We start from the raw sequence: 26,515 nt of genomic DNA, 5'->3' as shown, positions 1-26,515 counted from the left end.
CTCCTCCATTCTGAAAACAAAATATACTCTACTTGTATAGTTTTGTATTTAGACAATATATCATGCTTCGAGAAAAAGTCAAATGGAGGCGATGGAATTTTCGGAGGAACCGGATAGAATCTCGCCAAGCGCAAATTTCCGTAAACAGGATTCCGCTTCTGAAAGAGTGAAATCCTGTTTACGGACTTGACTTCCGACAGGGTGACAAACGGCTAGGCCATCGCCGGAACGCAGAAATAAAAGGTATGCTCTCCCTGCCTGACCGCACTCAGGGAACAGGATTTTCCGTTGAGGTTCAGCGTCACGGGGAACGGCGAATCCGGCGCGACGCCGAAAAGGTCGGTAACGTCCCGTCCGCAGAGCTCCGCCGCGGAGCTCCCCAGCAGCTGCTCACCGGCGGTATTGAGCGAGACCAGCTCGCCCGTTTCGCCGAATCGGAAAGCGGGAAACGGCATTCCGTGCAGCAGCGCGTCGGTTTCGGCCTGCGCCCGCTCCTGCCGCTCCGCGGCGGTCTGGCGCTCGGTGAGCAGCTGGATGACCCGGGCCGCCGACAGTACCACGCGTTCCTCAAGCTCGCTGAAACGGCGGATCTGCTTCAGGGAAGCCAGGATGATAAAGCCGTAAAGTCTGCCGTCCGCCCATAATCCGGTGCCCAGTACCGCCCGGAAATTGTTGCGGCGGAAAAGTTCCGCGATATCCCGCGGCACCAGCTGGGTTTCGCCCGGATCGTAGATGTTGATCAGTTCGTGTGCTTCCAGTGTTTTATCCCACAGCGTGGGAGTGGGCAGATCGATCAGCTCGAATCCCTTGACCGGAGGCACATCCGGAGCGTGCCAGCTGTACATCAGCCGCACCGCGGCGGGTTCGTACCGGTAGATATAGCAGTACTGCCGGGCGGCATAAGTCGAAATCGTGTTCAGGATCGCCTGCATCGCGTCATCGTAATTGCGGGTGCCGACGGCGGTTTCCAGACAGGCGTTGATCACGCGCTCCTTCTCCACATACCCTTTCAATTCCTGAAGCAGGTGATAGTAATCGTCATTGGAAATCTGCATGCTGTCCGGCAGCGATACACGGGAGTCGACATACAAATAGGAAAGCTTTTTCAGATCATCGTCCGAAGCGCCCTGCGAGAGCAGCAGTTTGTGGATGCGGTCAAAATGGTTCAAGGGCAAAGAAGTTTTTCCCACACAGATCTGGGAGACGTATTGGCAGGTCACTCCGAGCTCGGCGGCCAGTTTGTTCTGACGCAATCCATGCTTGGTCAGCAATAACTTCAGCCAGAGCCCGAGTTCCTTCTTTTTATCGACACTGGAATTCATTGTATGAAAGACGACCTCATGCTATAAAGTAAATGAAAACAACTGTGCGCTCTCAATATAAGACGTAAATAGCAAGAAAACAAGTCAAATCCGAATTTCCCGTCCAGATTTTTCCGGAATGTTCTCCGGTTTGCCGCTTCGGCCCCCCGGATGAAAATTCTCCTCATTTTTTCAGGCGGTTTCTTGCAGAATATTTTTCCAACGGTATATTATCGTTTAAAAATAAAGTATTTTAATTTATTTTGCTATTTTTTGAACTGAATTTTCCGGCAAAAGGCGGGAGGGAATGATGGCAGACCGCAAAAGAATGAAAAAATCCGGCCTGAACTATGTGCTGCTGGCGTTGCTGGCGCTGGTGACGCTGGGGTGCCTCGGAGTATTCGGCTGGTTTATGTTCCGCAGCCACCGCAAGGTGGTCCGTTACAATGAGGCGGTCCGGGCCATGGAGACCGGAGATTCCTCCCTGGCGAAATTGCTGCTGCTGGAGACGATCCGCGAAGACCGCAACCATGAAGCCGCAATCGCCAAATTGGCTGAATTGCTGGAGCAGGAAGGTGATTGGCAGGGGGCCGCGCAGCTCTGGCGGCGGGCTTCCGGCCTGAACGCCTTCCAGACGGAATATGTCGCCCGCTATCAGCAGGCGCTGCTGCGCAGCGGCGGCTACGAACAGTTGCTGAATGCTCTGGAACGGCAGAAACAGAAATCCGCACTGACGCCGGAACAGACGGTCATTTTCGCTTTCGTTACCCTGAAAAGCGGCAAGGCAGCGGCCGCCGGGGAACTGATCGATTCGGTCCCCGGCGAAAAAAGTCCGCTGGCAGTGCTGGTGCGCTTTTACCTGAACCGGGAAAAGCTGCCCCGGACGGAGCTGCTCCGAAAGCTGGAGGAGTTGACCAGCTCCGAAGATCCGGTCGTCGCCTTCGACGTCTGCGAAACCATCGCCCGGGTCCGAAGCACGCTCGGCGACACGGAGGGCGCGGAGAAATTCCGGCGGGCGGCGGCCAACGCGAATCCCCGGCTCGGCGAACCGCAGCTCGGCGATTTCTATTTGCAGAACGGCAAGTTCGAGCAAGCCGCCGAGGTTTTCCACAGTATGCTGAAACGCGGCCCGGACCCCGTAACCGCGGTTAAACTGGGCGAGGCGCTGGCGGCGCAAAACAAGCTCGACCAGCTCAAAGCCCTGAGCGAACAATACCGGATCGGCAATAAACCGATGCTGCAGGCCGGCTATTACCTGGACAGCCTGACCGCTTTTCTGGAGAAGGACCCGAAACGGCTGGCCGCCAATCTGAAACTGGTGGATGGGGCAGTCCGCTCCCCGGTGGCGCGCATGATCGGCCTCTATTCCGCAATCGGAACCCGCGATCTGCCGGAGGTGGAAAAGCAATTGACCGCGCTGCGTGACGGAGCCGTCCCGGCGACAATCCGGGAACGCGCCGGAGGGATGGCACTGCCCTGTATCGCCGAACTGGTGCGGGAGAACCGGATCGAAGACGCCACCCGTCTGGCCCGGCTGGTGCAGGGCTGGATGAAACCGGAACTGCTGCTGCTCCGCCTGATCACGGCGGACGACCTGCGGCAGGGGCGGTTGGGTTCGGCGGAAGTGAAACAGGCGCTGGGAGCCTTTCCGAAAGACCCGGTGCTGCTGAATGCCGCCGCCGCCCGCGCTTTGCAGCAGGGGGAATTTGCCGCCGCGCTGGAGTTGGCGGAACGGAACCGGGCCGCGGGCGGAAGCAATCCGGGCACTCTGTTTCAGCTCCTTGCGGCCCGGGAAGGGCTGGGAAAGCTAGACGAGGTGTCCGCCGAATTCGGCGCGGCACGCCGGAAACAGCCGGAAGACACCGCTCTGGCGGATCTTTACCTGAGCTTCTGTGTCCGCAACCGACGCGCCGGAGAATTGAAACAGCTGGCGGAGGAGCTCCGGCAGGCGAAAAAAACGGAGCTGAAAGTCCTTGCCTCAGTCGCCGAGGCGGAATCGGCAGTGCTGAAGCAGGATTCCGCCGCCGCCGAAAAACTGTTGCGCGAAGCGATTGCGGCAGCTCCATCCCTGCCGCGCCTCTACCTGCGGCTCGCCGAAGCGCAGGAAGCGGCCGGTAAAAACAAAGAGGCGGCCGCAACCCTGGAAACCGGCCTGAAAGCAATTCCGGCCGACGTCGAACTGGCTTACCGCGCCGCGCGGCTGCATGCGCTGGCGGACGATCTGGAGCCGGCGATCCGGCTTTACAGCAGGATTGCCGACCGCTACCCCGATCCCGAACTGATCCGGGTGAACCTGTCGGAGCTCTACGCCGCCGCCGGCCGGTCCGCGGAAGCGTTGAAAACAGCGGAAAGCGCCTGGCTGGCCAAACCGGATTGGCCCCCGGCACAGGAGAGTTACGGCATCCGGCTGACGGAAACCGGCGCTTTCGACCGGGCTGTGCCGGTGCTGGACCGGCGGCTCCTCGCCGCCGGGAAGCCGGAGCTCCGGGTGATTCAGGCCTGGAGGACCGCGATGGAGGGGTTGATCAGGCAACAGTTCGAAACCAAGGAGTATTCCGCCTGTCTGAATTCCTGCAGAAAACTGTCGGAACGGATTCCGAACAGCCCCCTGGCCGTCGAATTTCGTGAAAAAGCGGAAAAACTGATCAAAAAGTGAGGTTACCGTGAAACTGTTTTCACGTTTTGCCGGACAAGGGCTCCGCGGCATTCTGCCCGCAGTCGCCGTGGGCGCTGCAGCGCTGCTTTATGCGGCATTCCAGGCGTGGCGCGTCTCCTCCGGCGCCTGGGAAAATGCGCTGGTGATGGTGCTGTTCGCCGCCGTGGCCGGTTGGGATGCCGTAAAAGGTCCGGCAACCGCCGGGCCGTCCCGGGGTGCCCGCCTGACGGCCTGGGGGCTGCTCGGCGCCGGACTGGTTCTGGCGGTGCTGCCGTGGGGGGTGAGTTCCGGCCTGCCGGGAAGATGCGCACTTCTGTTCGCGGCGCTCGCCGCGGCGCTGTTCGGTTGCGGAACCCGAATCGGCCTCCGGATGGCCGGGATGCTGTTCCTGTGTTTTCTGGCCATTCCCTATCAGGAATACTGGACGCTGGCGCTGAGCTACCCGCTCCGGCTGATCTCCACTTGTCTGTCGGCCGAAACGCTCCGGCTCTTCGGCGACGCCGTCGAATACCACCTGACCACGATCCGGGTCGGCGGCGCAGAAATCGCGATCACGGATGCCTGCAGCGGCATACGCCAGCTCGAAGCGCTGCTGCTTCTCGGCTACCTGATCGTGCGCCGGCAGCATACCCGGACGGGGTGGGCGGTGCTGCATTATTTCTTCATGCTGCCTGCGATCATCGCGGCGAATTCGGTCCGGATCGCGGCGACCGTACTGTTGTTTCATTGGATCGGTGCGGCTGCTTTCGATGATTTCCGGCATACGCTGCTCGGTTATCTGCTGGTGATCGTCGCACTGCTGCTGTTCTGGTGGTTCGGAGCACTGTTCCCCGACACCGGAAAAGCCCGGAAGGAGGAAAGTCATGAATAAGAGACTGCCCGGTTATATGACGGTCGCCGCCGGCTTCGTGCCGCTGGCCTGTAAAATGCCCTATATGTTCCGGGCATGGCGGCAATCTCCGCTGGACCGGTTCGACTGGATTTTCGGCGCGTTGTTTCTGGCGGCGGCGGGCATCGCGTGGAGCCGGCTCCGGGAACGCCGCGAAAAGCCCGACGGGGTGGCGCTGGCCGCCCTGCTGCCGTCGCTGGCTCTATTCCTGCTGGCGCTGAGAGTGGATAACCATGCGCTGGGAATCATCGGAGCAGTGGCGTTCAGCTGGTCGGCGGCCTGGCTGGCCTGGGGCTGGCGGAGCGCCTGTTGCATCTTCCCCGCCTACGGCATCCTGATGCTGATGTGCACCAGCAGCCGTTACTGGCTCGGCTATTTTTTCAGCATATTCCGGCTGGACGGACTGGCGATCAAGGCAATCCTGACGGTGCTGTTCGCCGGTTGGCTGGGACTCAGCCTGCTCCGGGAACGGCGGGTGCGCCGTGAAAGCTTTTTCTTCTGCCTGGCGCTGCTGCTGGTGCTGATGACAGTGTGGCAGGCGGGAACCCTGCAGCGCCGGAGCGCGGCGTTTGTTCCGGAATTTCATTCGGTGAATTTCAGCGGTTATCTGGGACGCTCTCTTGAGCCGACGGCGGATGACCGCCGATTCTTCGGCGGCAGCAGGCTGAGGAAGTTTTTTTACGCCGCCGATTCCGGGATCGTCAATGTGCTGGCGCTGACCTGCGGAGACGACGTGCACCAGATTCATCCGGCCGGCCATTGCCTGCGCACAAGCGGCTGGCGGATCATTTCCGAGCGCCTGACCGAGGCGGAGATCGGCGGGCGCAAGCTGGAAGTCAGCGAAATCGTCGCCTCCAATCCCGGCACGACGCTGCTGGTGTGGGTCTGGTACAGCTGCCGGAGTTTTTCCACCGGCAGTTTTCTCGGCTTCCGGCGCATCTGGAGTGCCGACACGCAGTGGCATACGTATCAGATCTCCACGCCGCTGTTCACATCGGAGGAAGAGGGACGCGCCAGGCTCGGAGAGTTCCTGAATGCGGCGGCGCAGAACCGGGCAAATTGATTTTTGACCGTTTTTCTCCGGGGAACGGTTGTTTTTTCCGGGAACCCATGACATAATAAAATATGCGGCATGGTGCCGCCACGGCGCAATTGTGCGCAAATCAAATATAGCATGAGGTGTAGTATGAAGAAGTTGTGGATGCTGTCCGGAATGGCCGCCGGAGTCGTGATGATTGCGACCGGCTGCACGTCGATCAACACCAACGACGCCGCTTCCGATTCGAAACAGGCGATGGTCCCGGCGGTCTATGAACCGGTGATCAGGCACGTGGACCAGAAGGTTTCCGGCAGCGCCCAGATGCACGTCGTGCTGAACTTCATCAAGTGGGGCGACAATGCGTTTGCCGACCGCACCGTGCTCGGCGGCATGTCCAGCGACTCGACCTTCTTCTCCGCCTTCTCCGGGCTGTTCCCGAATCCGATCCGCGACGCGAAGGCCGCCGCGGTCTACAACGCCTGCAAGGCGGCCAAGTGCGACATGCTGCTCAGCGCGAAATATGAGCTGACCACGACCGACTACTTCGTCTACAAGGTGGTCAACTGCACCGTGACCGGTTTCCCGGGGACCGAAGTCGGCGTCGTCAGGAAAGATGTCGCGTTCCCGTCGAAATTCAACGGTTCAATGACGGTTCCCGTGCTGCCGCTGAACTGATTCTCCGCAATTATTCCGGCCGGTCCGCATTGCCGCGGACCGGCCGTGTCTTTTCCGGCATCTTTCACGGGAAAAACGCTTGAAAACCGCCTTGTTCCGGGATATTTTTATAAACCGGTACCTCAGGCGGCCGACCTGAATTCCGGCATCAAAACAGAAGGATCAAAACTATCATGGGCATCGCGTTTCTCTATCCGGAAGGCAAACTCAAGGCATTGACGATGAGCTACGACGACGGCGTCCGCCAGGACCGCCGCCTGATCGAAATCTTCAACCGGAACGGTCTCAAGGGCACGTTCCATCTGAACTACGCGACGTTCGGTCACGGCAACCGCCTGAACGCCGACGAGGTGCACGATCTCTATCAGGGCCACGAGGTCGCCTGCCACACCGCGACCCACCCTTTCCTCGAACGCCAGCCGCGCACCGAAGTGATCCGTGAAATCTTCGAAGACCGCCGCGGGCTTGAATCGCTGTGCGGCTATCCGGTCGTCGGCATGTCCTATCCCTTCGGCACGTGGAATGAGGAGGTCGTCGCGATCGCCCGCGCCGCCGGGATCGTCTACTCCCGCGACACGCGCACCACCGGCGGCTTCGGCTGGCCGCAGGAGTTCATGCACTGGGAGGGGACCTGCCATCATCACGAAATGCTTGAACGCGGCAGGGCGTTCCTCGACTTCAACCGCCACCCGCTCCCGCTGATGTACGTATGGGGGCACGCCTACGAATTCGACAACGACGACAACTGGAACGAGATGGAGGAGTTCGCCGGAATGATGGGCAACCGGCCCGACATCTGGTACGCGACCAACCTCCAGGTCTACCGCTACATTCAGGCGATCCGCGCCGCCGTGACCTCCGCGGACGGGAAAATGCTCTGCAATCCCAGCGCCGAAACGCTGTGGATCAAAAAGGGCGACACCATCCTGCCGGTCGCTCCCGGCGAAACCCGCGCGATCTGAAAAGGCGCGTAAATAAGCAGAAAAAAGGCGGAGAGGAAAGATTTTTCTCCCGCCTTTTTCCTACCGGACAAGCAGCCGTTCCTTCAGGAATACGCGGCCCATTGCCGCCGGGGAAATGTGGGGACAACCGTGTTGAACCGGACTCCAGCAGGAAAACCGCTTTTCCGCGTCTGCCGTGGTGAAACCGTGATTGTAACGCACGAAGTTCATCCGCAATCCGCCCGGCTTCCAGGCCGTCAGGTTCACCGCCGCCGCCGGAAACGCAAATTCCACGGTCCAGCCGATCACACGGCCGCCGCACACCAGTTTTCCCGCCGCGCTCCGCAAGCCGGCGGCGTTCCACGCGCGGGTCGTGCGGTAAGCCGTTTCCAGCAGCTCCGGCCTGATCCGCAAGGTATCGGTGCAACCGCCGGGTCCGCCCGTGAAAGAGCTGACCGTATCCATCACCTGATTCAGCGGGCTGACCTGCAACTCGAACCATTCTTTCCCCTCCCCGGAGACATCGAGGAAAAATTCGCACGCATCCGCTTCGTACACGTCGCCGTCCCGCTTCAATCCGGGATCGGCCACGATATCGCGATCGGTACAGGAAAAAGCGATGTACAAAAAGCGTTCGTCCCACAGCAACCGGACTTCAGTCGGCTCGCGGTCGACCGCGTCCCAATAGGAACATCCCAGCGCCGGACGCAGCCCCCGGATCACCGCCGCGCCCGCCCAAGCCGGATCGCTCAGGTCGCCGTCGATTACCGGAGGCCGCGCCGTATGCGGCACTTCCAGCCGCGGCAGCGGTTCCGCCGCCTGCAACAGCACGGCGGCTGAAAGCGCCGCCAGCCCTGCCACCGCCCTGATCACTATTCCGCCCCCTTTCACAGAATCAGGTTCGCCGCTTCAAATCCCGCCGCGAACGGCGAGAACGTATGCACCAGTTTGACCTTGCCCGGTTCCACGGCGGCTTCCGCCGGAATCATCCCGCCGCGCTGCTGGTCGAAGATCAGCAGATTGCCGCGCGGATTGCCCAGCAGCACCAGATCCGCATTCACGCTTTCCCAGCGCGGATACGGCTGGATCGAACGCACCGGCTGCAGCGAACGCACCACGCCGCCCGGCGCCGCGCTCCCGACCGAAACCTCCCCGCGCCCCTGTTTCCGCGCCAGCTCCGCGAGCTTCGCGGCGGCTGTGCGGAACCGCTCGTCTCTCCGCTGCGCTTCAGTCAGCGCGATCACCAGCGGCTGCTCCGGGCGGTCGGCGAAAAACTTCAGCAACGCCTGCCGTTCCGGCTCCGCGATGCGCCCTAATCCGGCCAGTTCCGCCATCCGGGACGGTTCGGCGGCGGCCGCCTCCACGGTAAAGGTTTCCGACGCAGTCCGCCCACCGATCAATTCGCGCACTTCCAGACGGTATTCGCCCGGCTCGTCGCCGACGGCGACCGGCAGCGCGGTCCGCAATCCGGTGCCGGAATAGACGGTGATCCGGTCATCGCCGCGCGACAGGGTCAGCTCCACCGGAACTCCCTTCATCGCCGACGGTTGCGTAACCTGCGGCTCCGCATAGTAGAACCCGTCCCCGCCGCGCGTGACCGGACACGCGACCGCTCCGATTTCAGCGGGCGGCAGCGCGTAGAGCCGGAATCCGTCCTCCATCAGGTCGCACGATGCCTCTCCCCGCCCGGCAAGCCGTTCGCCGGAACGCAGGTCGTAAACCGGGCGGTCCGTATTCCATACCAGAGTGCCGGTCTGCGGCGCGACGAATTTCGACGCATTTTTATAGAGGTAAGCCGTATTCGGCACGTAACGCCCTTTCAGCCCCGGCTGCTTTCCCGCCGCATCGACGGAAAAAGCGCGCGGCGGCACCGACGCCGACTGCCCGGAACCGGATTTCCAATGCAAGGTCACGTTCGCTTCCCGGACTTCCTCGTGGAAAGTCGCCGCCAACGCATAACGCCGGTTCGCCTGCAATGAAATTTTCCCTTCACGCACGCCCCGGCCGATCACCTCACGGCCATCGATCGACAACGTCGCGGCATCCTGATGGCTGAGGCGGAAGCTGAAGGTGTATTCGCCGGATTTTTCCGGAGTGATGAAGCCGCGCCATTCGATATCGTAATTGTCGTCCGGCCACCGGTTCGCCTTTTCATCGAACTTGCCCTTGCCCACCGAAAGCGGATTGCCCCAGCCGAAATTGAAGTCGATCGACCGATCGATCCGTTCAAAGACCGGCGACTCGTCCGCCGGAACCGGTTTCTGGTTCACCACGGTCACGTAATCGACGTCCCCGGCGCGTGAAACCACGGTCCAGACGGTGGGATCGGCACTGGAGGCGACCGGCGCTTCGATTCCCTGCATCGCGCGGCGCAACAGTTCAATATTGCCGCGATTGCGCTCCAGCAGCAGCGGCGTCAGATCCTGATTGCTCTGCAGGATGTAAGCGGCCAGCGACATTCCGGTACGGACCGCATCCACCGGCGACGCCGATTCGTCGTCCAGCAGAATCCGTCCGCCACGCGCCGCGAACTCCTTCAGCGCCGGCTCCAGCCCGTCATGCCAGCGCCAGGTGGAATCGATCTCGTTCAACCCGACCAGCAACAGCGCCTTCATCTCCGGCGGCAGGCCCCGCTTCAGTTCCGCCGGGGTTACGATCCGGGCGGGCCAGCCGGCGGCATGGCACAGGAACAACGCCTCGAAGGTCTTGCCTTCGTGCGGTCCTTTCGGGTCCGCCGCGTCGCAGCGGCGGGATTGCGCCTGCTCCTGCACGTACAGGATGCCGACCGGGGCGGCCGCCCGCATCTGGGCATAGGCGCCCCCGAATTTGTGAATCCATGCGAACAGCTCTTTCTGCCCCGCGATCACCTCCTCGCGGTTTTCCGGTTTCTTGAAGGTCGCGGACCAGCCCTTTTCGGTGTATTTCGCATCGCCGGTGGTGTGGGCGAGAAAGTTCGTGCCGATCGCCCTCACGCCGCGGCTCAATACCAGTGCATAGGCCCGCTGGCGCGGCTCGCGCCGGAAAAAGAGGCCGAAGTCGTCGACGCAGCTCCACAACTCTTTTTCGGGGAAGTCGCTGCGCAGCCGGTCCAGCAGCGCGACATTGTGCAGCGGCTTCGAGGACATCGACTCATTCCAGTCGTAGGCCATCGCCCGGTCGAGGCCGCTGAAAATCGCGCGGCCCGGAATCGTACCGATCGCATAGCCGCCGTGTGCGAGCACACCGGGGGCGCTGCCGAAGGTGGTGGTATTGAATTCGATGCGAGGATTCGCCCGCTTCATTGCGTCGGCGATCAGGGAAAGCGAGTTGAAAGCAGCGTCGTATCTCCGGAGGTACTCCACAAATTCCGCCTGCGTCCCGCGCCGCTCGAAACGCTTCCCGACGCCGACCTGCGGGCCGACCGGCACCACAGGCGCGGTTTCATCGTGGAGGGTCGTCATCGCCCGCGCCCACGGCCGGTTCGGGATCGGCGGCGCCCAGTCCCAGAAGCTGTAATACCCGGCATTGTCCCCCATCGCCATCATGCCCCGGAAGTTCGGATAACGCCGGAACCGTCCCGCCACCAGCTGCGCGTCGCGCACCCCGGTCGAATAAAACTCCGGCAGCGTCCTCAGGAACAGCGGCAGATTCGCGTGAGAAAGCGATTCAGTGCGCGGATTCACCCCGCCCTCAAGACCTTGCTTCGCCAGTTCGACCAGCCACTCGTCGTAGCGGGTATCCAGCGGAGTGGTCTTGTACCAGTTCGCGATATTTTCATAGTCGCGGTCGAAGCCGAGATCGGCCAGATGGGCGGCATACTCCGCGAGCGTTCCCTTGAAACCGGTCAGGTGCCCGCCGTCGAACCACATGCCGCCGCTCATGCCGTGGTGAACCGTGTACAGATCGATCCGCACCGGCGAACGGTATGCCCCCTGCCCCAGGCGGCGCAGGAAAGGCTTTCCCGGCGGCAGCGCGGCGCGCGGCAGCGCTGATTCGGCACCGGCCATCGCCGCCACATCCCGTTCCCACTCCTCCCGGTTCGGGAAGCCGGCCTCCCGCCGGTTCGTGACCTCGATCGCCCCGGCCAGCTTCAGGTCGACTGCCGACGGCTCATTCACGGGGCGGTCCGGATCGACCGGGCGCAGCCCGACTTCAAACTCTCCCGCCGCACCGTTGTTCACCCGGATGCGGTAAGACTCGCCGGGCCGGTTCGCCGCCAGCAGCAGCGTCAGCGAATCGAGCTTTTCCCTGCGGCGGTAGATCACCCTGCCGCCGCAGGACAACTCCACGGAACGGACCGCCCCCCTGCCTTCTCCGGCGATTCGCACCGGAAACACCCACAACTCGTAATCGCCGCTGCCGGTCCGCGCGGTCCGGTCGGAAGTGTACACATAATATTGTCCCCAGCGCCATGCGATCGGACGCAGCCAGTGACCGCCCGGTTCGATCCGCGCATCAAGCTCGTGCGGAAACACCGGCTCGTTGCGCCAATCCCTGAAAAGCGGCAATTCCAAATCCTGCCGCCCCGACTGCCTGAACAGTTCCAGCCGCCGTTTCCGCGTCGGAATTTCGAGCGTGAACTCCGGCCAGTCCACAGCATCCGGCCCGCCGCGCCGTTCCGCCGCCTTGAACCAGGTCGCATCGTGCGCGCGCAATCCCATCGGATGCCCGAACACCGCCAGCGTCATCCGTACCGGATAATCATTTTCCGGCATATCCGCCAAAACCGCGGGACGGGTCGCGGGCCTGCGGCCCGCCGCCAGTTCCCGAACCTGCTTTTCATCCAGTGTCACGGCATAAAACGCAACCTCGTCCAGCAGCCCTTTCCAGCGCCCGAAGCCGACTTTCAGCGGATCGCCGACCGGCCAGATTGCGAAAGGCGTCGCGAATTTTCCGACACATTCTCCGTTCACGTAAAGCCGGCTCGTCCCCCCCTTTTCAAATGTCAGCGCCACATGGTTCCATTTGCCGGGAGCAATCCTGCCCGCCCCGCTCCACGGGCTGTGATACCAGCCGCCGCCCCAGCTGCCGTGCAGAAACAAAGCCCCGGACCGCATCATCGACAGCTGCACTCCGGCGTTGCCGCCTTTCGCGAACAGCACGCCATCCTCCCAGCGGTTATCGGCGAAGCCCTCCGGCTTCACCCACAGACTCACGGTGAAGTTCGCGGTCATCCGGTCAAACAGCGCATGGCGCACCTCCACGCCGCCGCCGGAGCCGACCTCCAGCGCCCCGCCCGATTTGCCGCCGGAAACGATCTTCACATTTCCGGTCACTTTACCGTCCAGCTTATTTCCGGAAGAATCCGCCGCACCGCCGTCAAACGTGTAATTCGCAATCAGCGGCAACGGCCCGGCGGCGACTCCCGCCGCGGCCAGCAACAGCGCCCCGCCCACGGCGCCCCATTTCCATATTCCGATCATCGACATGGTTTCAGCTCCTTATGGTTACATCGCGGCGTAATAATACAGCTTCCGGTCGGCGATCCACTGCCGCCCCACGGAACCGACGTGTCCGTCGCCGAACGCCATATTCGCCCGGCCGTTGTGACGCAGGCCGATCGCCCCGGAATTGTCTTTCGACGCCTCGGTGCCGGTGCGCTGCTCCAGATAGTACATCTCCTTGCGGATCATCGGGAAAGCCGGGTCCCGCGCCAGCGAATCCGCCACCATCACGTCCTCCGAAGTCATCCGCTTGCCGCTTCGCATGTAAAATCCGCTCGCCATCTTCGCCCCGAACGGAGCGCGCGCCGCATCGTAAATCTGCGGCACACCATAGGTGCGGTTGTTGCCGATCTCGTTGCGCATTACCGTCGGGCAGTTCCAGATGCTGAACTTCCTGAACTCCGCCGCGGGCAGATAGCCGGCTTTTTCTCCCAGCACATAAAACCACGGCTGCAGCTCCTCGATGTCCGGTTTGTTCGGCCCCAGCCGCGATGCCAGAAAAAGATCGCGGTTGTCGCCGGCATAGGCGACGTGCGCCTGCCCGGACTGCTTCAGGTGGGAAATGCAATTGGCGCTCTTCGCCCGGTCCCGCGCCTTGTTCAGCGCCGGAAGCAGGATCGCCGCCAGTATCGCAATGATCGCTACCACAACCAGAAGCTCGATCAGCGTAAAATTCCGGCGTACCGGCGCACATGTATTCTCCATCGTCCAGTCCCTTTCCCTATTGTGATTTGCATGGCGTAAAAAATCTTCGGCGCACCGAGGTCAGTGCAAAAACTGCGCTTCTTCGTCGAAACGGTAGAGGCCGTCGGCCAGTGCCGTCTCCATCTGGTTTTCGGCGAGCAGTTTCTGCCCGGCGACATACGCTTCCGCCTCGGCGGCGGAAATCCGTCCGAGCAGCAGCGGCACGATCACCGGCGAACGGAGCTTTTTCAGCAGCTCGAACCAGAGCCGGTTGAAATTCCGGTTGAACGAATCGTCGAAACGCACCTCGCCGGCCCACCGGATCATCCGCGACAGATCGAGGCCGTCCGGCTCCGGGCGGTACTCCGCGAGCCTGTCCTGATAGGGAGAAAGCCCGGCGCCACCATGCAGCATCCGCTGCTGGAATTCAGGAGAGACCAGATAGCGGAAAAACGCCTTTTCCGCCTCGGAGACATCCTTCGCCCCGACCATGATCACATTGGCCACAAAGAAGTTGATGCAGGTGTTTCCGGCCAGCGGCAGCGGCGCGACCTCCAGCCTCATGCCGGATTCCGGCGCTTTCCTGCCCCAGTTGTACGAGAACGCCCAGATGCACCTGACCATCTCCTGCCGCAACTGCGGCAGCCAGTCCTCCGGCAGCCGGCAGGCCAGATTGATCAGCTGCATGGATGCCATTTTCTCCAACACGTCAAAGAAGCGCCGGAATTCCGGTGAAATCCGCCCCTTTCTTTCATAGAATACCGCAATCCGGTTCAGGCCGCAGCTGTCGCGCAGGAAGTTCAGGTCGGGTACCGAAAGCGAATGTTTCCCCAGTGTTCCGGCCCAGTCCAGCCAACGCATCACATCATTTTCCTGCGGGATCGGGCCGGCGGCGGCGTTGCAGATCACCGACGGCACCTGAAACTGATAGGGAAGCGCGACGTTCCAATCCGGTTCCGGAATCCCTTTCAGAAAATTGCGCCGGACTTCCGCGAGCATCTTTTCGGACAGCAGCGCATTCAGCGGCACCAGCGGGCGCTGGACGTTCCGGTAATTTTCCGGCCGGACCACGATGCAGTTCTCTTTGCCGGTGACGACATTCTCCACTCTGGTATCCGGCGGGAAAAAACGGACCTTCACGCCCACGCCGCCGTGCAGTTCGATGAAACGGCGCACCGATTCCTGCCAGAATTCCCGCTGGTAGGTAAGCTCCTCGCAGATCGCAAGGCTGATTTCCGTCCCGGCATTTCCGGCGGCTCCCTCCTCTTTGCGGTACACCACAACCGCGCCGCGGTACGGTTCGACACGGATCAGGCCGCGCCGTTCCAGCTCCGCCATGCCGATATGGACGGCACTCTGCGAAATCCCGAACCGCTGCGCCATCTCCCGCTGGCAGGGCAGATCGGAGGTGAATCCGGAAACCCCTTCCCGGATCAATCTCTCCAGCTCCCGGATGAAATTATCGATTTTTCGCGATCTGCTCATGAAATGATCCACCTTCCGCTGATTCCAACTGATTATAATTATGAATCAAAATGATTAAAAAGTCAAGAGCAGTTCTACAAAAACAGCGAAAAATTATGGAATATACGGGAAGCAAACTTTCTAATCAGTTTTAATCAGTTTTTTTTCAACAGCAGGAATTTCCTCACACTGCCCCACCTGATTCGCCACGCCATAACGCAGCCGCAGGTAGCCGGACAGCCAGTCGAGCAGTTCCCGGCGGCGCTCCGGCGGCAGCGCGGGATGTTCCCTCAGCAGCGCCATCAATTCGGCGGCGGTCGGTTCGGAGGCCCCCGTCAGGATATGTTCGCGCCGCAGTTTCCGGCACAGCGCGAAAAACTGCCGCTGGACCTTGCGGCGTTCGGGGGAAAGCTGCCGGACCGGCTGCGGCCGCCGGCTCCACCAGCGCACCAGCAGCCAGATCGCGGCCAGGCCGAGCAGCGGTCCGATCACCGGATGCAGCACCAATGCCGCCGCCACCTGCCAGACCATCACCGCGAATCCGATGATCGCCGCCGCCACCCTGCCCCGCCGCAGGTCGCTCAACAGCTGCTGCCACAGCAGCTTCCAGTAGTCGATTTCACTGTCGAACCTGTCACGCCACCCCTCGGCGGGCGCGGGAGCGGCCGTGACCGAAGCGGGAGTCGCATCGAGCATCACCCACTGTTTCCGCTCCCGGTCGTAAGCCTCCACCCACGCGTGGGCGTTGCGGAAGCGGGCGATGTAATAACGCCCCGACGGATGACGTTCAAAACAGACCACGCCGCTCACATACCGGGTCGGAATGCCGCAGTCGCGCAGCAGCATCGCCAGTGCCGAAGCAAACAATTCGCAATGCCCGCGCCGCTCCTCCAGCAGAAAAACCCGCAGCGGCTCCTCGCCGTGCTCCGTGCCGCGCCAGTCGAGCGAATATTGGAAGTTGTCGTTGAAGAAATCAACCGCCCGGTCAAACCGGCTCCGGTCGTCCGGCAATTTCTGCAGCCCGAGCTGCAAGGAAAGATTGCGCAGCGTCGGCTTCAGCCGCTCCGGGATCGCGGTGAACTCCGGCCCCGGCGTCTCCGGCAGCGGATAACTGGTTTCCGGGGCGTCGGAGTCCGCATAGAATGTGTAACCGGCATCGCGCACCATATTCTCCGGCTCGATCCTCCCCTCCGGCGTGATCGAAACCTGATCCGCCATCAGCTCGAACGAAACCGCTCCGCCCGGGTAACAGATATCACTGCCGGACAGCTTTTCGCCGGGGATGAAAAGCCACTGCTTCGCGGCCCGTTCCAACCGGGAGAGCTTGTAGAGCTGGGCGGCGGCGATGCCCTCGCCCACCATCTCGCTTTCCACCATATCGCGGCGGCTCTCGCCGGCGGTATCCCAGCCGCCCGACTTGTAACTGGAAAAGGCGCGGCAACGCAGGTATCCCGGCGGCGCCTCCCCCACCGCACGCAGCGCCACCTGGTTGCCCATCGCACGCAGATACGGCGGGAACGGCGTATTCAACCGCGGCGAACCGCCCAGCTGCATCCGGCGCCTTTCCGCCCCCCGGTAGAGCTGGCGCACTCCAAGCCGCAGCAGTGCATTCTCCCAACTGCGCAGCACAGTCTCATGCGCCCGGTAGGCCCGGAAACCGCCGTAGGTCAACCCTCCAGCCAGAACCAGTGCCGGCAGCACCAGCAAGATCGAACGCCTGCTCCACGGCGCCCGTTCCATCGAGCGACTGCCGAAAACCGCCCCCAGCACCGAAATCCCCGCCGTCACCCCGTAGAACCAGCAAAAACCGGGCAGGTCGAAATCGATCCCGGGCCACCGTTCGGTCGCCAGATGGTCGATCCGCACATCGCCGCCGACGCCGAAAGCGAACAGCGCGGAACCGGCGGCAAATCCGACCGCCAGCTCCTTGCGCCGGAATCCGGAGGCCAGCGCCGCCATGTACAGAAAGAACGGCACCAGCAGCGCCGGGCGCATGAAAAATGCCATGAATCCGAACCGCTCCGGCTTCATCGGCACCAGATAATTGCCGAACGCGGTCATGATCAGCGCCGCCACGACCGAGTAGATCACCGTCCGGTCCGAAATCGGCCACCCGCCCCTTCCCGCAATCGCGACGCCGAACGCGGCGACGGTCAGCAGCAGCACGTGCGGCAGGTCGGCCACCACTGAAAAATAGAGGGCGGCAGGCAGCAATACCACCGCCGCGCGGCATACCACGGAACGCCCGTCCTGTACAGGAAAACTCATAATTCGGTCACCTCTCCGGCCAGCACCGCGGCGGGCGAAAGCGCCAGCCAGCCCGGCGGCAGATCGGGAACCGCCCGTTCCGACAGCACGAGTACCCGGACGGACACCCCGGCCTCGTGCAGGCGCTCCACGAAACTGCGCCGCGGCTCATCCACTCCCAGGAGCACCACAACCGCCCCGCCGGTCGCGGAGAGGTCGCGGAACACTTCCGGTTCCAGCCGGCTCAGCGCCGGTTCCCGGCTCGGTTCTATTCCGCTCAGGATATCGCAGACCGATTCGAAGCTGCCCGAACTGCGCCCGGTTTCAAAGTGGTAGACCGCCGGACCGACCGCGAAAATTTCGACCACGGCCTCACCGCGCGACAGATACTCCGCCAACGCGGCGGTCAGGGCCAGCGCCGCTTCCAGCTGCGGATAGCCTTTGGGCGTGGTCCGCAGCGACCAGAAAGCGGGAGCCGGGATGAAGGTATCCGTAATCAGCGCAACCCGGCGCAGCTCATCCTCCTCGAACTCCTTGACTACGAAATTGCCGGTCCGGGCGCTGCCGGGCCAGTCGATGCGGCGCACGTCGTCCCCGTCCCGGTAGTCCCGCACGCCGATCAATTCGGTGGATTCGCCGATCTTGGAGTAGCTGACCATGCCGCTGGACTGGCAGCGCGCCCCGAACGGCAGGTCGAAACGCCTGAGCGAAGTGAATGCCGGATAGACCGTCAGCATGTTCCGATCCCGGCGACAGCCCGAACTCCACCGGATCAGCCCGAACGGAAAGCCCGATTCCACCCGCGGCCCGTAGATCAGACACCGGCCGCGGCGCAACGCCCGCACCGTCGCCCGGGCCGTCAGGGTCTGCCGGCCCGGAAGTTCCGGAAATTCGGCGGGCAGCTCCGTCACCAGCTCCGGCGTGAACCGGAATGGGTCCGCCCGCAGGTCCCACGCGGGCAGCCGGCGGCGGTTCCGCACCCGGTAACGGATGTGAAAAACACTCCCGGCCCGCACCCGTTCCGGCATTTGCCGGTCGATCTCCACACTTGGCCGGAACAGCGCCCCGACCGCCAGCTCCACCAGGAACACCGCCAGAAACACCAGCACCCACACCCGCATCGGCGCTTCCATCGCAATCGACGCATACACCCCGATCACAAACACCGCCGGCAACAGCCACAGCGCCACCGGAGACAACACCGAACGGAACAGCGCAAAACTCCACGCCGCCAGCGCCAGGCTGCTCGAACGGTAACGCCGCGAACCTGAGCGCTTCAGCGCCGCAATCTGAAAAGTGGCCGGCCCGTCCAGAAAACGGGACATTTTCGACTGTACCCGTTCTTCCAGCTTCATGGCTTTTTCCCGTCGCTCCGCCCGGCTTCCGGCACCGGAATGCGGTAGGTGAGCATCAGCTCCATATCCGTGTCGATGTCCACCAGCCGGTTCAGCTTATCGTCGGGAAGCGTCAGCGGCCGTTCGGAACGCCCGGCGACCGCCAGTTCAAGGTCGGTCATATCGCCGGAACGGACCGCGCGCAGCCGCAGTTCGCGGCAATTGAAATCCCGCAGCGCTTCCAGCACCATCCGCCGTCGCGCCGTATTGCCGCCGCGCTGATCCACATACTTCTCCAACGGCTGGAACCGCAGGTGCCGGACACTCCGGGAAATCAGTTCCAGCGCCACCGGTTCCGGCTTCGCCCCGCCCCGGAAAGTGACGGTTCCGTCACCGCGCCCGGCAATCACCCCGGCGGGCAGATTGAGGATGCGCGCCGCCGTTTCGAGGTTAATATCGTTCAGCTGCAATGCAAACTCAGGCCCCGGCCGGGAGGCCGTCCAGACCAGCGGAGCGGCCAGCCTGGCCCGCCCGCCCCAGAGCGAACCGGACGCATCCTGAACTTCCAGCACGCCGGGGCGGGAAGAGAGCCAGTTCACCATCCCTTTGCCGAGCGTGATTCCTGCCGCGCTGAACCCGTCGAAGGTCAGCCCGCCACCCGAATCGCGGTAACCGGCCCCCTCCCCCGGCACCCGGATCATGCCGGAAATGCCGGACAGTTTGAATTGCGGCCCGGCCAGCTCCGCGCCGGAAGGCCGCAGCGTCAGGTTCCAGCGGCGGGAGCCCCCGGCAAACCGGAAATCTCCCTCGCCGCCCACCTTGCCCGTCAGCCGAACCCCGGAGGCGGCCGGAAAAAACTCCCCGAAATGGATCGGCTCCGCCAACTGCGTCACCGGCAGCTCCAGGTTGCCGTCCATGCTCCACTCGCCGTTCGGCAGCCGTCCGGCCATTGCGTTGAGCCGGAGCACCGGCCCGCTGAAGAAACGCGAGCCGGCCTGCCCTTCAAAGGAAAGGCCATTCGGCTTCAGGCGCAAAGTTCCCTGCGCATCCGACAGGAAATTGCCGGGGACCCGGATGGAAGCGGCCCGGATCGTCCCCGGCCTGGCCTTCTCCCAATCCGGGAACAGCAGCGGCAGCGAAAGCTCTCCGCCGGAAAACCCGTACTGCCGGCCGCCTTCGCCGATCGCGTCGAATTCCACCTGTCCGGCGACCGCAAGTCCGCCCAGCTCCGCACCTGAACGGACCAGGTCCAGTTTGGCGACCGGAATCCGTGCCGACCAGTTCGAGACCGCAACGGAGGAAGCCGCCTTCAGATCGCGCAATTCCACATTCAGCGCCTGTGCTCCGCCCGACACCAGTTCCGTCCGGCCGGAAAAGAGTCCGGTCGAACCGGTAAAACCGTTGCCCGCAAATGTTCCGGCAGGGAAGCGCCACTGCACCGTCCAGCCGGGCGGCAGCAGCTCATCCTGCCGCATTTCCCCGGCGGCCCGCCCCTCGAAACGGCCGCCGTCGAACCGGATTTCCTCCACGCCCAGCACTCCGCCGGTCCCCCGGAAATCGACGATGCAATTCGCGCCGGGATCCATCAACGCGCGATTGAAGCGGCTCTCAAAGCTGATCGAAGCGCCCTCCAGCGCCAACTGCTCCAGCCGGGTCGAACTGCGTTCGATACTGCCGAACAGCTCATGGCGGCCGATCCGGCCGCGGTCGTCCGGGAACACGGAGCCGGAGAGCCGGATCCGTTCCATCTCCCCGGTCCCGAAACTGGATTCCACCAGCGTCGCCCGGTCCACGGTCATGCTGCCGCGTATCTCCTCCGGATAGCGCCGTTCATCCCCCGGCAGCATCCGCAGCTGAAATTCCGCCGAAGGATTCTCCAGCTTCAGCTTCGGGAGGGTCGCGCCGTAAACATTCACATTCGCGGCCAGCGGATTGAGTTTATATTCCCACTCCTGTTCCCCGGGACGGCGGGACAGCTCGAATCCGACTTCGGCCCGGGTCGCCCCCCAGGCGCTCGCCGGGTCGCTCCACTCCAGCTTGTTCGCCTGCAGCGTTCCGGAGAGGCGGAAGGAGGCGGCGTCCGGCCGGGTCAGGTCGAAGCGGCAGTTGCCGGTCACCCGGCCCGGCCGCGCCGAAAAATCGTGGCGGTTTCCGGCCACACGCAGGTCCAGCCGGTCGAAGTCGAACAGCCACGTGACCTCGCCGCGCATCCCCCTGCCCTGCCCGGAAATCTTCGGTGCGCGCCACACGCAGCCCACCGTGCCGGGCGCACCTGACAGCTGCCACTTCACCGCCTGGTCGGAACTGGCCGCCTGCCGGAACTCCCAGTCCCCTCCCGCCGGATCGAACCGGCCCTCCAGCCGGAACCGGCCCGCCACCTCGCCGACCGTCGGCACCGAATCCACCGAAAAACGCCACTCCGGCCCTTCGCCGCCCTGCACCGCCAGTTCGCCCAGCGGCGCGGCAAACGGCATGGTCAGCTCCGCCTCGGGAAAACCGACCCGCCACGCGCGCCCCGGCCCCTCCCAGCGGAACGAGTAGTGCCCGCCCGGATTCACCTGCCAGAAGCCGCCCTGAATCACGGCGGGGGAAAGAAACAGCCCCGATGCGGTCAGTGGAGTCGTCAGTTCAAATGTCTCGGGCGACACCTGCACCGCCCCGCTGACGGTGAACTGCGCCGGCAGCACCAGCTCTGCCGGAAGCTCCACTCCAGCCGCTTTCAGCAGTGTCCGGTTCAGGTTTCCGCTGAAACGAAGCTGCAACTCCCGCTCTCCCGGCAGCATTTCGCCGGTCACGGTCAGCTCCGGCTTCGAGAAAACCACCTCCAGCGCCCGGCGCCCGCCGGGAGTCCAGCGCAATCTGAACGGAATCCCGCTCTTGCGGTCCGTCCCCCAGAAACCGGAGGCCGACATCGTGCCGGTGAAAGCGGAAACACTCTCCTTATAGCTTGCCGCCAGCTTCCAGAGCCCGGAGAAATCCCGCACCAGCGCATCTCCGACCCGGATTTCCATCAGGCGCCGCGCCTGCTTCTCGCCGCCGAACCGCAATTCGACCTTGGAAGCGGTGAACAGCTCGCGCTCCGCGCGCGCGTAGCGCACGGCGGTCATCTCGATCCGGTCGGCTCCGGCCTCCGCGATCCGGGCCGACAGCCCCGGAATCTCACCGATCCGGCGCGCCGCCACATTGCGCGGCAGCCGGAACGCGCTCCACGCCGCCAGCGCCACCGCCAGACAGCAGGCCAGCGCCAGCGCCGCCCAGAGCCACCGGCGGCCCCGCCCCCGTCTTTTCCTGTTCCGTTTCACTTTCATACCGTCACCGGCTCCGCTTTCCCGGCGGAATACTCCACGGTCCGCACCGGAATCCACGAGCAATCCGCCTTGCGGTAACAGAGCTGCCCATCCCGCCGGCCGAACCTCCCCGCCGCGAATTCATCGACCACGCGCGGCAGCACCACATGGTCCCCGGCGAACTTCAGCCGCTCCAGATTCGCGGCGGCGACCTCGCGCAGCAGATCGCGGTAAGGAGCCTGCCGGCGGGCGGCGGCGACCGCGGCCAACTGCTCCACGGAGCATCCCTCCAGCCCGACCGCCATCGGGGCGGAAACGCCGAGCACCGGTCCGGAATCCATCTCGGCCTCCCCCTTTCCCTCGAACGGCTGGGCCAGGATCACGCTGCTGCGCAGCGCCGGAAATCCTTTCAGGATCGCGGTTTCCACCGGCTTGAAGTGAAGCCCGGCCAGAATCCGCCGGCCGTTTTCCTCGACCGTCAGGTCGCCGGGATGCACATTCAGACACGGGTAGTCGCGCGTGATGTTGCACAGCGGCACGAATCCGGCCAGCACGGCAAAATCAATCCGGTACGGCGCAACCAGCGCGCGCAGCGCCTCCGTCCACTCCTCCCGAAGCCGGCGCCGCCGGGGGGTGGTCAGCGCGATCGCCGTTTCACCCCGCTCCCGGTAAAAAGCCCGGATATCCAGCTCCGCCAGCGGCAGGCCGCAGCGCCCGGCCAGCACCCGCGCCCGGCTGGTTTCGGGAGCATCGGTCACGATCAAAACGGTTTCAAAGGCAACGGGTTCGCCGCGCCGTTCATATTCGAGCAGCGCCTCCGCATTGGTGCCGGAGCCGCTCATAAACACGGCAATCCGGGCCTTGCCGCCCGTGCCGCCGGGAGAAAAAAACTGTTCTATTTGCATATCGCCTTTACAATTCTCGGAAAAACACAATGTCAATGGTTTAAAATGCCGTGATTTTCCGAATCTTCAAGTCAGACGGCTGATTTTTTCCGTCTTTCCCCCCTCCGCAGGAGGGAGGGAACCGGAAAAGTTTCCGTTCCGCCTCTTGAAATTCACCGATTTCATTGTATGGTGATGATTCACCCCATCCCGGAAAAAACGATGAAACTGAACGCGACCGAAAAACTGGCCCTGCTGGCGGAGGATTCCAGATACGACCTCGCCTGCGCCTGCGGTACCTCGGCGAAGGACCGCCGCCGCCGTCAGCTCGACGGCAGCTGGCTCTACCCGGTGCCGCTCGCGGCGGGCGGCTACGGAATCATGCTCAAGACGCTGCTTTCCAATGCGTGTTCGAGCGACTGCCGTTACTGTCCGCTGCGCCACGACGGCGTCGCGAACCGCTGTGCGCTGACGCCGGACGAAACCGCGAAGCTTTTCATGGACTATCTGCGCAAACAGTGGCTGGTCGGCATTTTCCTCTCCTCCGGGATCGTCGGCACGCCGGATCACACGATGGAACTGCTGACCGACACCGCCGCGATCCTGCGCCGCAAATACCGCTACCGGGGATTCATCCACCTGAAGGTGATTCCGGGCGCGTCGGAGGCGGCGATCCTGCGGGCGCTGAGCCTCGCCAGCGCGGTTTCGCTGAACATCGAAGCGCCGGGCGCGCGATACTTTTCGCAGCTTTCCAGCTACAAGAATTTTGAACGGGACATCGTACGGCCGCTGAAATTCCTTGCCGAACAGGCTGCCTGCGGCGATCCCCGGCGGCCGGTGCGGTGTTCGACCCAGTTCATCGTGGGGGCGGCGGACGAGCCGGACCGGGATATCGTGCGCTACACCGGGGCGATCTACCGGAAACTGAACTTCGACCGGGTTTACTTTTCCGCTTATCAGCCGCCGAAGCCGACCGAATTCCGGCTGGACGACGGCAGCAACGACGCGCGGCTGACCCGGGAGCACCGGCTCTACCAGGCGGATTTCCTGATGCGCAGCTACCATTTCGACGCCGCCGAACTGGAATTCGAGGCGGACGGCAACCTCGACCTGTCGACGGACCCGAAGCAGCGCTGGGCGGAACGCCATCCGGAATTTTTCCCGGTTCGGCTGAACACGGCGGACCGGGAGGAGCTGCTCCGGGTTCCGGGAATCGGCCCGGCCTACGCCGACCGCATCCTCGCCTGCCGCCGCGCGATGCGGCTGCGGAACTGGCTCGACATCGGCCTCAAAGGCAAGGCGGCCCTGAAAGCGGCCCGTTACGCAATTTTCAGCTGAAAAGTTTGAAAAAAATTAAAATTCGAGCTTGCTTTGTTCCGAAATGCGGTTATATTAGACAGCACAACGAAATAGAAGATACGCAGTCCTGTGGTGTAACGGTAGCACAAGTGATTCTGGTTCACTTTGTTGAGGTTCGAATCCTTACAGGACTGCCATTTTTTTTGCCGCAAAAACAATTTTCCGAGCCTCTGCTTCGCAACAGCGCCCATCCATGCCGGCGTGCGGCGGCTTCGCTGCTCTGCTGTTTGCGCAGATTGGCTTTTTCCACGGCAATTGCGGTGTTGAGCGCATTGATTGCCTCCTGCTTTTGCAACATGGTGTCCCGGGTAAGTTTGGACTCCATCACAAGCATGCTTTTTTTCATCGCAGCCTGTTTGAGTGCTTCGGCGGCTTGAATTTTCTCCGCTGTCTGCCGGGCTGTTTCACCGACAACCGCGATACGCAGAGCATTTTCCACCCCTTTGTTGAGGGAGGCGCTGAATTCTTTTTGCCAATCGTTAAGCCCGCCGACCAGTATCTGGGCGGAAAGCCATTTCCCCGCCAGCGACGCCACCTGTTTGAAGGCGGTTTCCGCCTGTTGCGGAATCTCCTTCATCCCCTGTTGGTAATCGCGCCGGTCGAGTTCGACCTTCGCGTACATCGTCCCCAAATCCAAAGCCATAAAAAAGCGCCTCCGTTTTACCGGAAGCGCCTTGTCAACAATCTGACGGAAACAGCGGAAGGCTTTCGGGGGCTTTTTCCCGGTTTCATTCTTGCGTTAACTTGAAGCTGTGCTATTTTAAACGTGAAATTCAGAAGTTTTCCAACCGAACAGGGAGAAAAAGCGATGAAAACGGAATGCCCGCACTGCGGCCAGCACTACGAAGTGGAAGAAAATTTCGCCGGGCAGAATGTGGAATGCTCCAAATGCGGGAAAGCATTCACGGTTTCCGCGCCGGAAAAGACCCGCCGCTGCCCGATGTGCGGAGAGGAGATTCTGGCTGTCGCAAAGAAGTGCAAGCACTGCGGGGAACTCCTGGACGATGCGGGGCAGCCGATTCAGAAGAAAAGCCGGGCCGCCTATATTTTATTCGGACTGTTTTTCGGTGGATTGGGGGCCCATAACTTTTATATTGGAAAAAGTACGGCCGGTATGTGTGAGGCACTTGTCTGGGTGCTCGGTTTGGTGATATGGTGGGTAGGTGGAGCGTCGGGAATGCTTCCCTTGCAGATCTGTATATTGCTTTGGGGAGGGCTTGGCCTTTGGGTGATATGGGAGCTTCTGACGGTTACGCATGATGCTGACGGAAATTCAATGCAATAGAAAAAGCCGTTCCACAGTTTCAAGAACAGAAGCCATGCCGCCTACGCGCACAAAGTGTTTCCGACGGGCAAGGCGCTTCGCCCGGTTACCGAGGCCGACGTTCGGCCCTGACCAGGTAGCACCCGGTCGGCAGAACCGCTGATAGAGCAAATAAACTGATAGATCGTACCCCGGTTTTGAGATTTTTGCGCAGCAAAAAGCTCGAAACCGTACCCGCCGCCGGCAGCCTGCCGGTCGGGGGAACCGGGGGGACGAAGTGCCTCGGCCGCCGGAGGCAAAGTCCAGGAGGGGAAGCGGAAAATTATTTAAAGTTGAACCAGGTTTTACTTTCTTCATACCAGGACATCCTTTTACAGAAATCCTGCAAGCGTTCCAATGGAGCATTTCCGGTCGCGCTGCCGGAAAGAACGACCGTATTATCAGGATTCAGATGGAATTGAATGCGGCAAATGCCGTTTTTCCCGGCATTCAAAGCCATTTTCTCTGTATTCAGGGCGATGATTTTTTCATTGCTTTTGATCAGTTTTTCCAAAACAGCAAGGGTATCCGCTTTTAATTTATCATTGATTCTTTGTTCATTTTTACCGCCATTCCGCACGAGTTTCCCACTTGCTTTATCCAAATGATAATCTGTTACCATACCATTGTCTTTGAAGCGAACTGAAATCATTTCTACTTCAGCCTTTTCACTGGAATTCAGTTTATCATAGATACTTAATTCCCTTAAACGAGCAAGGTCTTCAACTGCTCTCTTATTAAAGCTTTCCTGCTCATCTTTCTGTCGTTCCAAACGCAGATTTTCCGCTTGGGAAACTGCTATTCGGTTTTGCAGTTCCTCCAATTCCGCCACTGTAGCCAAAGATGCAGATGCAAAAAAGTTGCCTTCTTTATCCTGTTTAAGCGGAATCGCATATTTAACTTTGATTTTTTCCACAACCCGAAGTAAATCTTTGTTATTGTCCCAAATTTTGTGAAACACACTTGTAGTTTCCAACGCCGATAACGACGTTGCCGATAATTTGCATACGTTTTTGCCAGTAGTCCTCC

18 protein-coding genes and 1 tRNA gene are annotated in these 26,515 nt (G+C 61.9%); 9 read left to right on the top strand and 10 right to left on the bottom strand.

Going from position 1 to position 26,515, the window contains the following annotated elements; translation table 11 throughout:
• Positions 1 to 212: 212 nt before the first annotated feature.
• Positions 213 to 1,322 carry a GAF domain-containing protein gene (locus C8D82_RS08565; protein WP_116883864.1) on the bottom strand — a complete coding sequence of 370 codons (1,110 nt, stop codon included), beginning with the start codon at positions 1,320 to 1,322 and terminating at the stop codon, positions 213 to 215.
• Positions 1,323 to 1,629: 307 nt separating this feature from the next.
• Here C8D82_RS08565 and C8D82_RS08560 point away from each other — a divergent pair, with 307 nt between their 5' ends.
• The 5 genes from C8D82_RS08560 (at position 1,630) to C8D82_RS08540 (ending at position 7,522) form a co-directional block, all read left to right on the top strand.
• The gene (locus C8D82_RS08560; protein WP_133245118.1) at positions 1,630 to 3,957 is read left to right on the top strand and encodes a tetratricopeptide repeat protein; all 2,328 of its coding nucleotides are present in this window, start codon (positions 1,630 to 1,632) and stop codon (positions 3,955 to 3,957) included.
• A 7-nt stretch (positions 3,958 to 3,964) separates the two neighbouring features.
• A complete protein-coding gene (locus tag C8D82_RS08555) occupies positions 3,965 to 4,828 on the top strand; it encodes an archaeosortase/exosortase family protein (RefSeq protein ID WP_116883862.1) in 864 nt (287 codons plus the stop codon).
• A complete protein-coding gene (locus C8D82_RS08550; RefSeq protein WP_116883861.1) occupies positions 4,821 to 5,909 on the top strand; it encodes an exosortase-associated EpsI family protein in 1,089 nt (362 codons plus the stop codon). The genes C8D82_RS08555 and C8D82_RS08550 overlap by 8 nt, the downstream gene beginning before the upstream one ends.
• Before the next feature lie 123 nt (positions 5,910 to 6,032).
• A complete protein-coding gene (locus C8D82_RS08545; RefSeq protein WP_116883860.1) occupies positions 6,033 to 6,560 on the top strand; it encodes a hypothetical protein in 528 nt (175 codons plus the stop codon).
• Positions 6,561 to 6,733: 173 nt separating this feature from the next.
• Positions 6,734 to 7,522: a polysaccharide deacetylase family protein gene (locus C8D82_RS08540; protein ID WP_116883859.1), complete on the top strand. Its 789-nt coding sequence runs from the start codon at positions 6,734 to 6,736 to the stop codon at positions 7,520 to 7,522.
• Positions 7,523 to 7,582: 60 nt separating this feature from the next.
• Here C8D82_RS08540 and C8D82_RS08535 read toward each other — a convergent pair whose 3' ends face one another.
• The 8 genes from C8D82_RS08535 to C8D82_RS08500 form a co-directional block, all read right to left on the bottom strand.
• On the bottom strand, positions 7,583 to 8,374 hold the full coding sequence (locus tag C8D82_RS08535; RefSeq protein WP_165832945.1) for a carbohydrate-binding family 9-like protein: 792 nt from the start codon (positions 8,372 to 8,374) through the stop codon (positions 7,583 to 7,585).
• Positions 8,375 to 8,388: 14 nt separating this feature from the next.
• On the bottom strand, positions 8,389 to 12,909 hold the full coding sequence (locus C8D82_RS08530; RefSeq protein ID WP_116883857.1) for a LamG-like jellyroll fold domain-containing protein: 4,521 nt from the start codon (positions 12,907 to 12,909) through the stop codon (positions 8,389 to 8,391).
• A gap of 18 nt (positions 12,910 to 12,927) precedes the next feature.
• Positions 12,928 to 13,629, bottom strand: a complete 702-nt coding sequence (locus C8D82_RS08525) for an H-X9-DG-CTERM domain-containing protein (RefSeq protein ID WP_116883856.1) — start codon at positions 13,627 to 13,629, stop codon at positions 12,928 to 12,930.
• 60 nt (positions 13,630 to 13,689) lie between these two features.
• The gene (locus C8D82_RS08520; protein ID WP_116883855.1) at positions 13,690 to 15,093 is read right to left on the bottom strand and encodes a helix-turn-helix domain-containing protein; all 1,404 of its coding nucleotides are present in this window, start codon (positions 15,091 to 15,093) and stop codon (positions 13,690 to 13,692) included.
• Positions 15,094 to 15,213: 120 nt separating this feature from the next.
• On the bottom strand, positions 15,214 to 17,340 hold the full coding sequence (locus C8D82_RS08515) for a transglutaminase-like domain-containing protein (RefSeq protein WP_116883854.1): 2,127 nt from the start codon (positions 17,338 to 17,340) through the stop codon (positions 15,214 to 15,216).
• Entirely contained in the window at positions 17,337 to 18,674 is a 1,338-nt protein-coding gene (locus C8D82_RS08510; protein WP_116883853.1) for a DUF58 domain-containing protein, read from the bottom strand. Before C8D82_RS08510 ends, C8D82_RS08515 begins: the two co-directional genes overlap by 4 nt.
• Positions 18,671 to 21,961, bottom strand: a complete 3,291-nt coding sequence (locus C8D82_RS08505) for an intermembrane phospholipid transport YdbH family protein (RefSeq protein ID WP_116883852.1) — start codon at positions 21,959 to 21,961, stop codon at positions 18,671 to 18,673. The genes C8D82_RS08510 and C8D82_RS08505 overlap by 4 nt, the downstream gene beginning before the upstream one ends.
• A complete protein-coding gene (locus C8D82_RS08500; protein WP_116883851.1) occupies positions 21,958 to 22,845 on the bottom strand; it encodes a formyl transferase in 888 nt (295 codons plus the stop codon). Before C8D82_RS08500 ends, C8D82_RS08505 begins: the two co-directional genes overlap by 4 nt.
• 201 nt (positions 22,846 to 23,046) lie before the next feature.
• Here C8D82_RS08500 and C8D82_RS08495 point away from each other — a divergent pair, with 201 nt between their 5' ends.
• From C8D82_RS08495 to C8D82_RS08480, 4 genes are all read left to right on the top strand, one after another.
• On the top strand, positions 23,047 to 24,162 hold the full coding sequence (locus C8D82_RS08495; RefSeq protein WP_165832944.1) for a helix-hairpin-helix domain-containing protein: 1,116 nt from the start codon (positions 23,047 to 23,049) through the stop codon (positions 24,160 to 24,162).
• A gap of 84 nt (positions 24,163 to 24,246) precedes the next feature.
• Positions 24,247 to 24,320, top strand: a tRNA-Gln gene (locus tag C8D82_RS08490).
• Between the two features lie 56 nt (positions 24,321 to 24,376).
• Complete coding sequence (locus tag C8D82_RS08485; RefSeq protein ID WP_116883849.1) at positions 24,377 to 24,931, top strand: hypothetical protein; 555 nt, start codon at positions 24,377 to 24,379, stop codon at positions 24,929 to 24,931.
• A 60-nt stretch (positions 24,932 to 24,991) separates the two neighbouring features.
• Positions 24,992 to 25,468 (top strand): NINE protein, encoded by a 477-nt coding sequence (locus tag C8D82_RS08480; protein ID WP_116883848.1) that lies wholly within the window; start codon positions 24,992 to 24,994, stop codon positions 25,466 to 25,468.
• Positions 25,469 to 25,769: 301 nt separating this feature from the next.
• On the opposite strand, the gene C8D82_RS20635 is transcribed toward C8D82_RS08480, so the two are convergent.
• Positions 25,770 to 26,515, bottom strand: a 746-nt coding sequence (locus C8D82_RS20635) for a hypothetical protein (RefSeq protein ID WP_207776094.1), incomplete at its 5' end; no start/stop codon positions are given.

Source organism: Victivallis vadensis (assembly GCF_003096415.1).
In the GTDB taxonomy this organism is placed as follows: Bacteria; Verrucomicrobiota; Lentisphaeria; order Victivallales; family Victivallaceae; genus Victivallis; species Victivallis vadensis.
Note: the sequence above shows the minus strand (reverse complement) of the source record. Positions and strands in the feature narration are given on the sequence as shown.

What these genes read in the sequence shown, in the direction of transcription:
- C8D82_RS08540 (WP_116883859.1), top strand. Translation starts at nt 6,734, where the DNA reads ATGGGCATCGCGTTTCTCTATCCGGAAGGCAAACTCAAGGCATTGACG.
- C8D82_RS08550 (WP_116883861.1), top strand. Translation starts at nt 4,821, where the DNA reads ATGAATAAGAGACTGCCCGGTTATATGACGGTCGCCGCCGGCTTCGTG.
- C8D82_RS08485 (WP_116883849.1), top strand. Translation starts at nt 24,377, where the DNA reads ATGCCGGCGTGCGGCGGCTTCGCTGCTCTGCTGTTTGCGCAGATTGGC.
- C8D82_RS08565 (WP_116883864.1), bottom strand. Translation starts at nt 1,322, where the DNA reads ATGAATTCCAGTGTCGATAAAAAGAAGGAACTCGGGCTCTGGCTGAAG.
- C8D82_RS08515 (WP_116883854.1), bottom strand. Translation starts at nt 17,340, where the DNA reads ATGAGTTTTCCTGTACAGGACGGGCGTTCCGTGGTATGCCGCGCGGCG.
- C8D82_RS08505 (WP_116883852.1), bottom strand. Translation starts at nt 21,961, where the DNA reads ATGAAAGTGAAACGGAACAGGAAAAGACGGGGGCGGGGCCGCCGGTGG.
- C8D82_RS08495 (WP_165832944.1), top strand. Translation starts at nt 23,047, where the DNA reads ATGAAACTGAACGCGACCGAAAAACTGGCCCTGCTGGCGGAGGATTCC.
- C8D82_RS08530 (WP_116883857.1), bottom strand. Translation starts at nt 12,909, where the DNA reads ATGTCGATGATCGGAATATGGAAATGGGGCGCCGTGGGCGGGGCGCTG.
- C8D82_RS08510 (WP_116883853.1), bottom strand. Translation starts at nt 18,674, where the DNA reads ATGAAGCTGGAAGAACGGGTACAGTCGAAAATGTCCCGTTTTCTGGAC.
- C8D82_RS08500 (WP_116883851.1), bottom strand. Translation starts at nt 22,845, where the DNA reads ATGCAAATAGAACAGTTTTTTTCTCCCGGCGGCACGGGCGGCAAGGCC.
- C8D82_RS08560 (WP_133245118.1), top strand. Translation starts at nt 1,630, where the DNA reads ATGAAAAAATCCGGCCTGAACTATGTGCTGCTGGCGTTGCTGGCGCTG.
- C8D82_RS08545 (WP_116883860.1), top strand. Translation starts at nt 6,033, where the DNA reads ATGAAGAAGTTGTGGATGCTGTCCGGAATGGCCGCCGGAGTCGTGATG.
- C8D82_RS08520 (WP_116883855.1), bottom strand. Translation starts at nt 15,093, where the DNA reads ATGAGCAGATCGCGAAAAATCGATAATTTCATCCGGGAGCTGGAGAGA.
- C8D82_RS08525 (WP_116883856.1), bottom strand. Translation starts at nt 13,629, where the DNA reads ATGGAGAATACATGTGCGCCGGTACGCCGGAATTTTACGCTGATCGAG.
- C8D82_RS08480 (WP_116883848.1), top strand. Translation starts at nt 24,992, where the DNA reads ATGAAAACGGAATGCCCGCACTGCGGCCAGCACTACGAAGTGGAAGAA.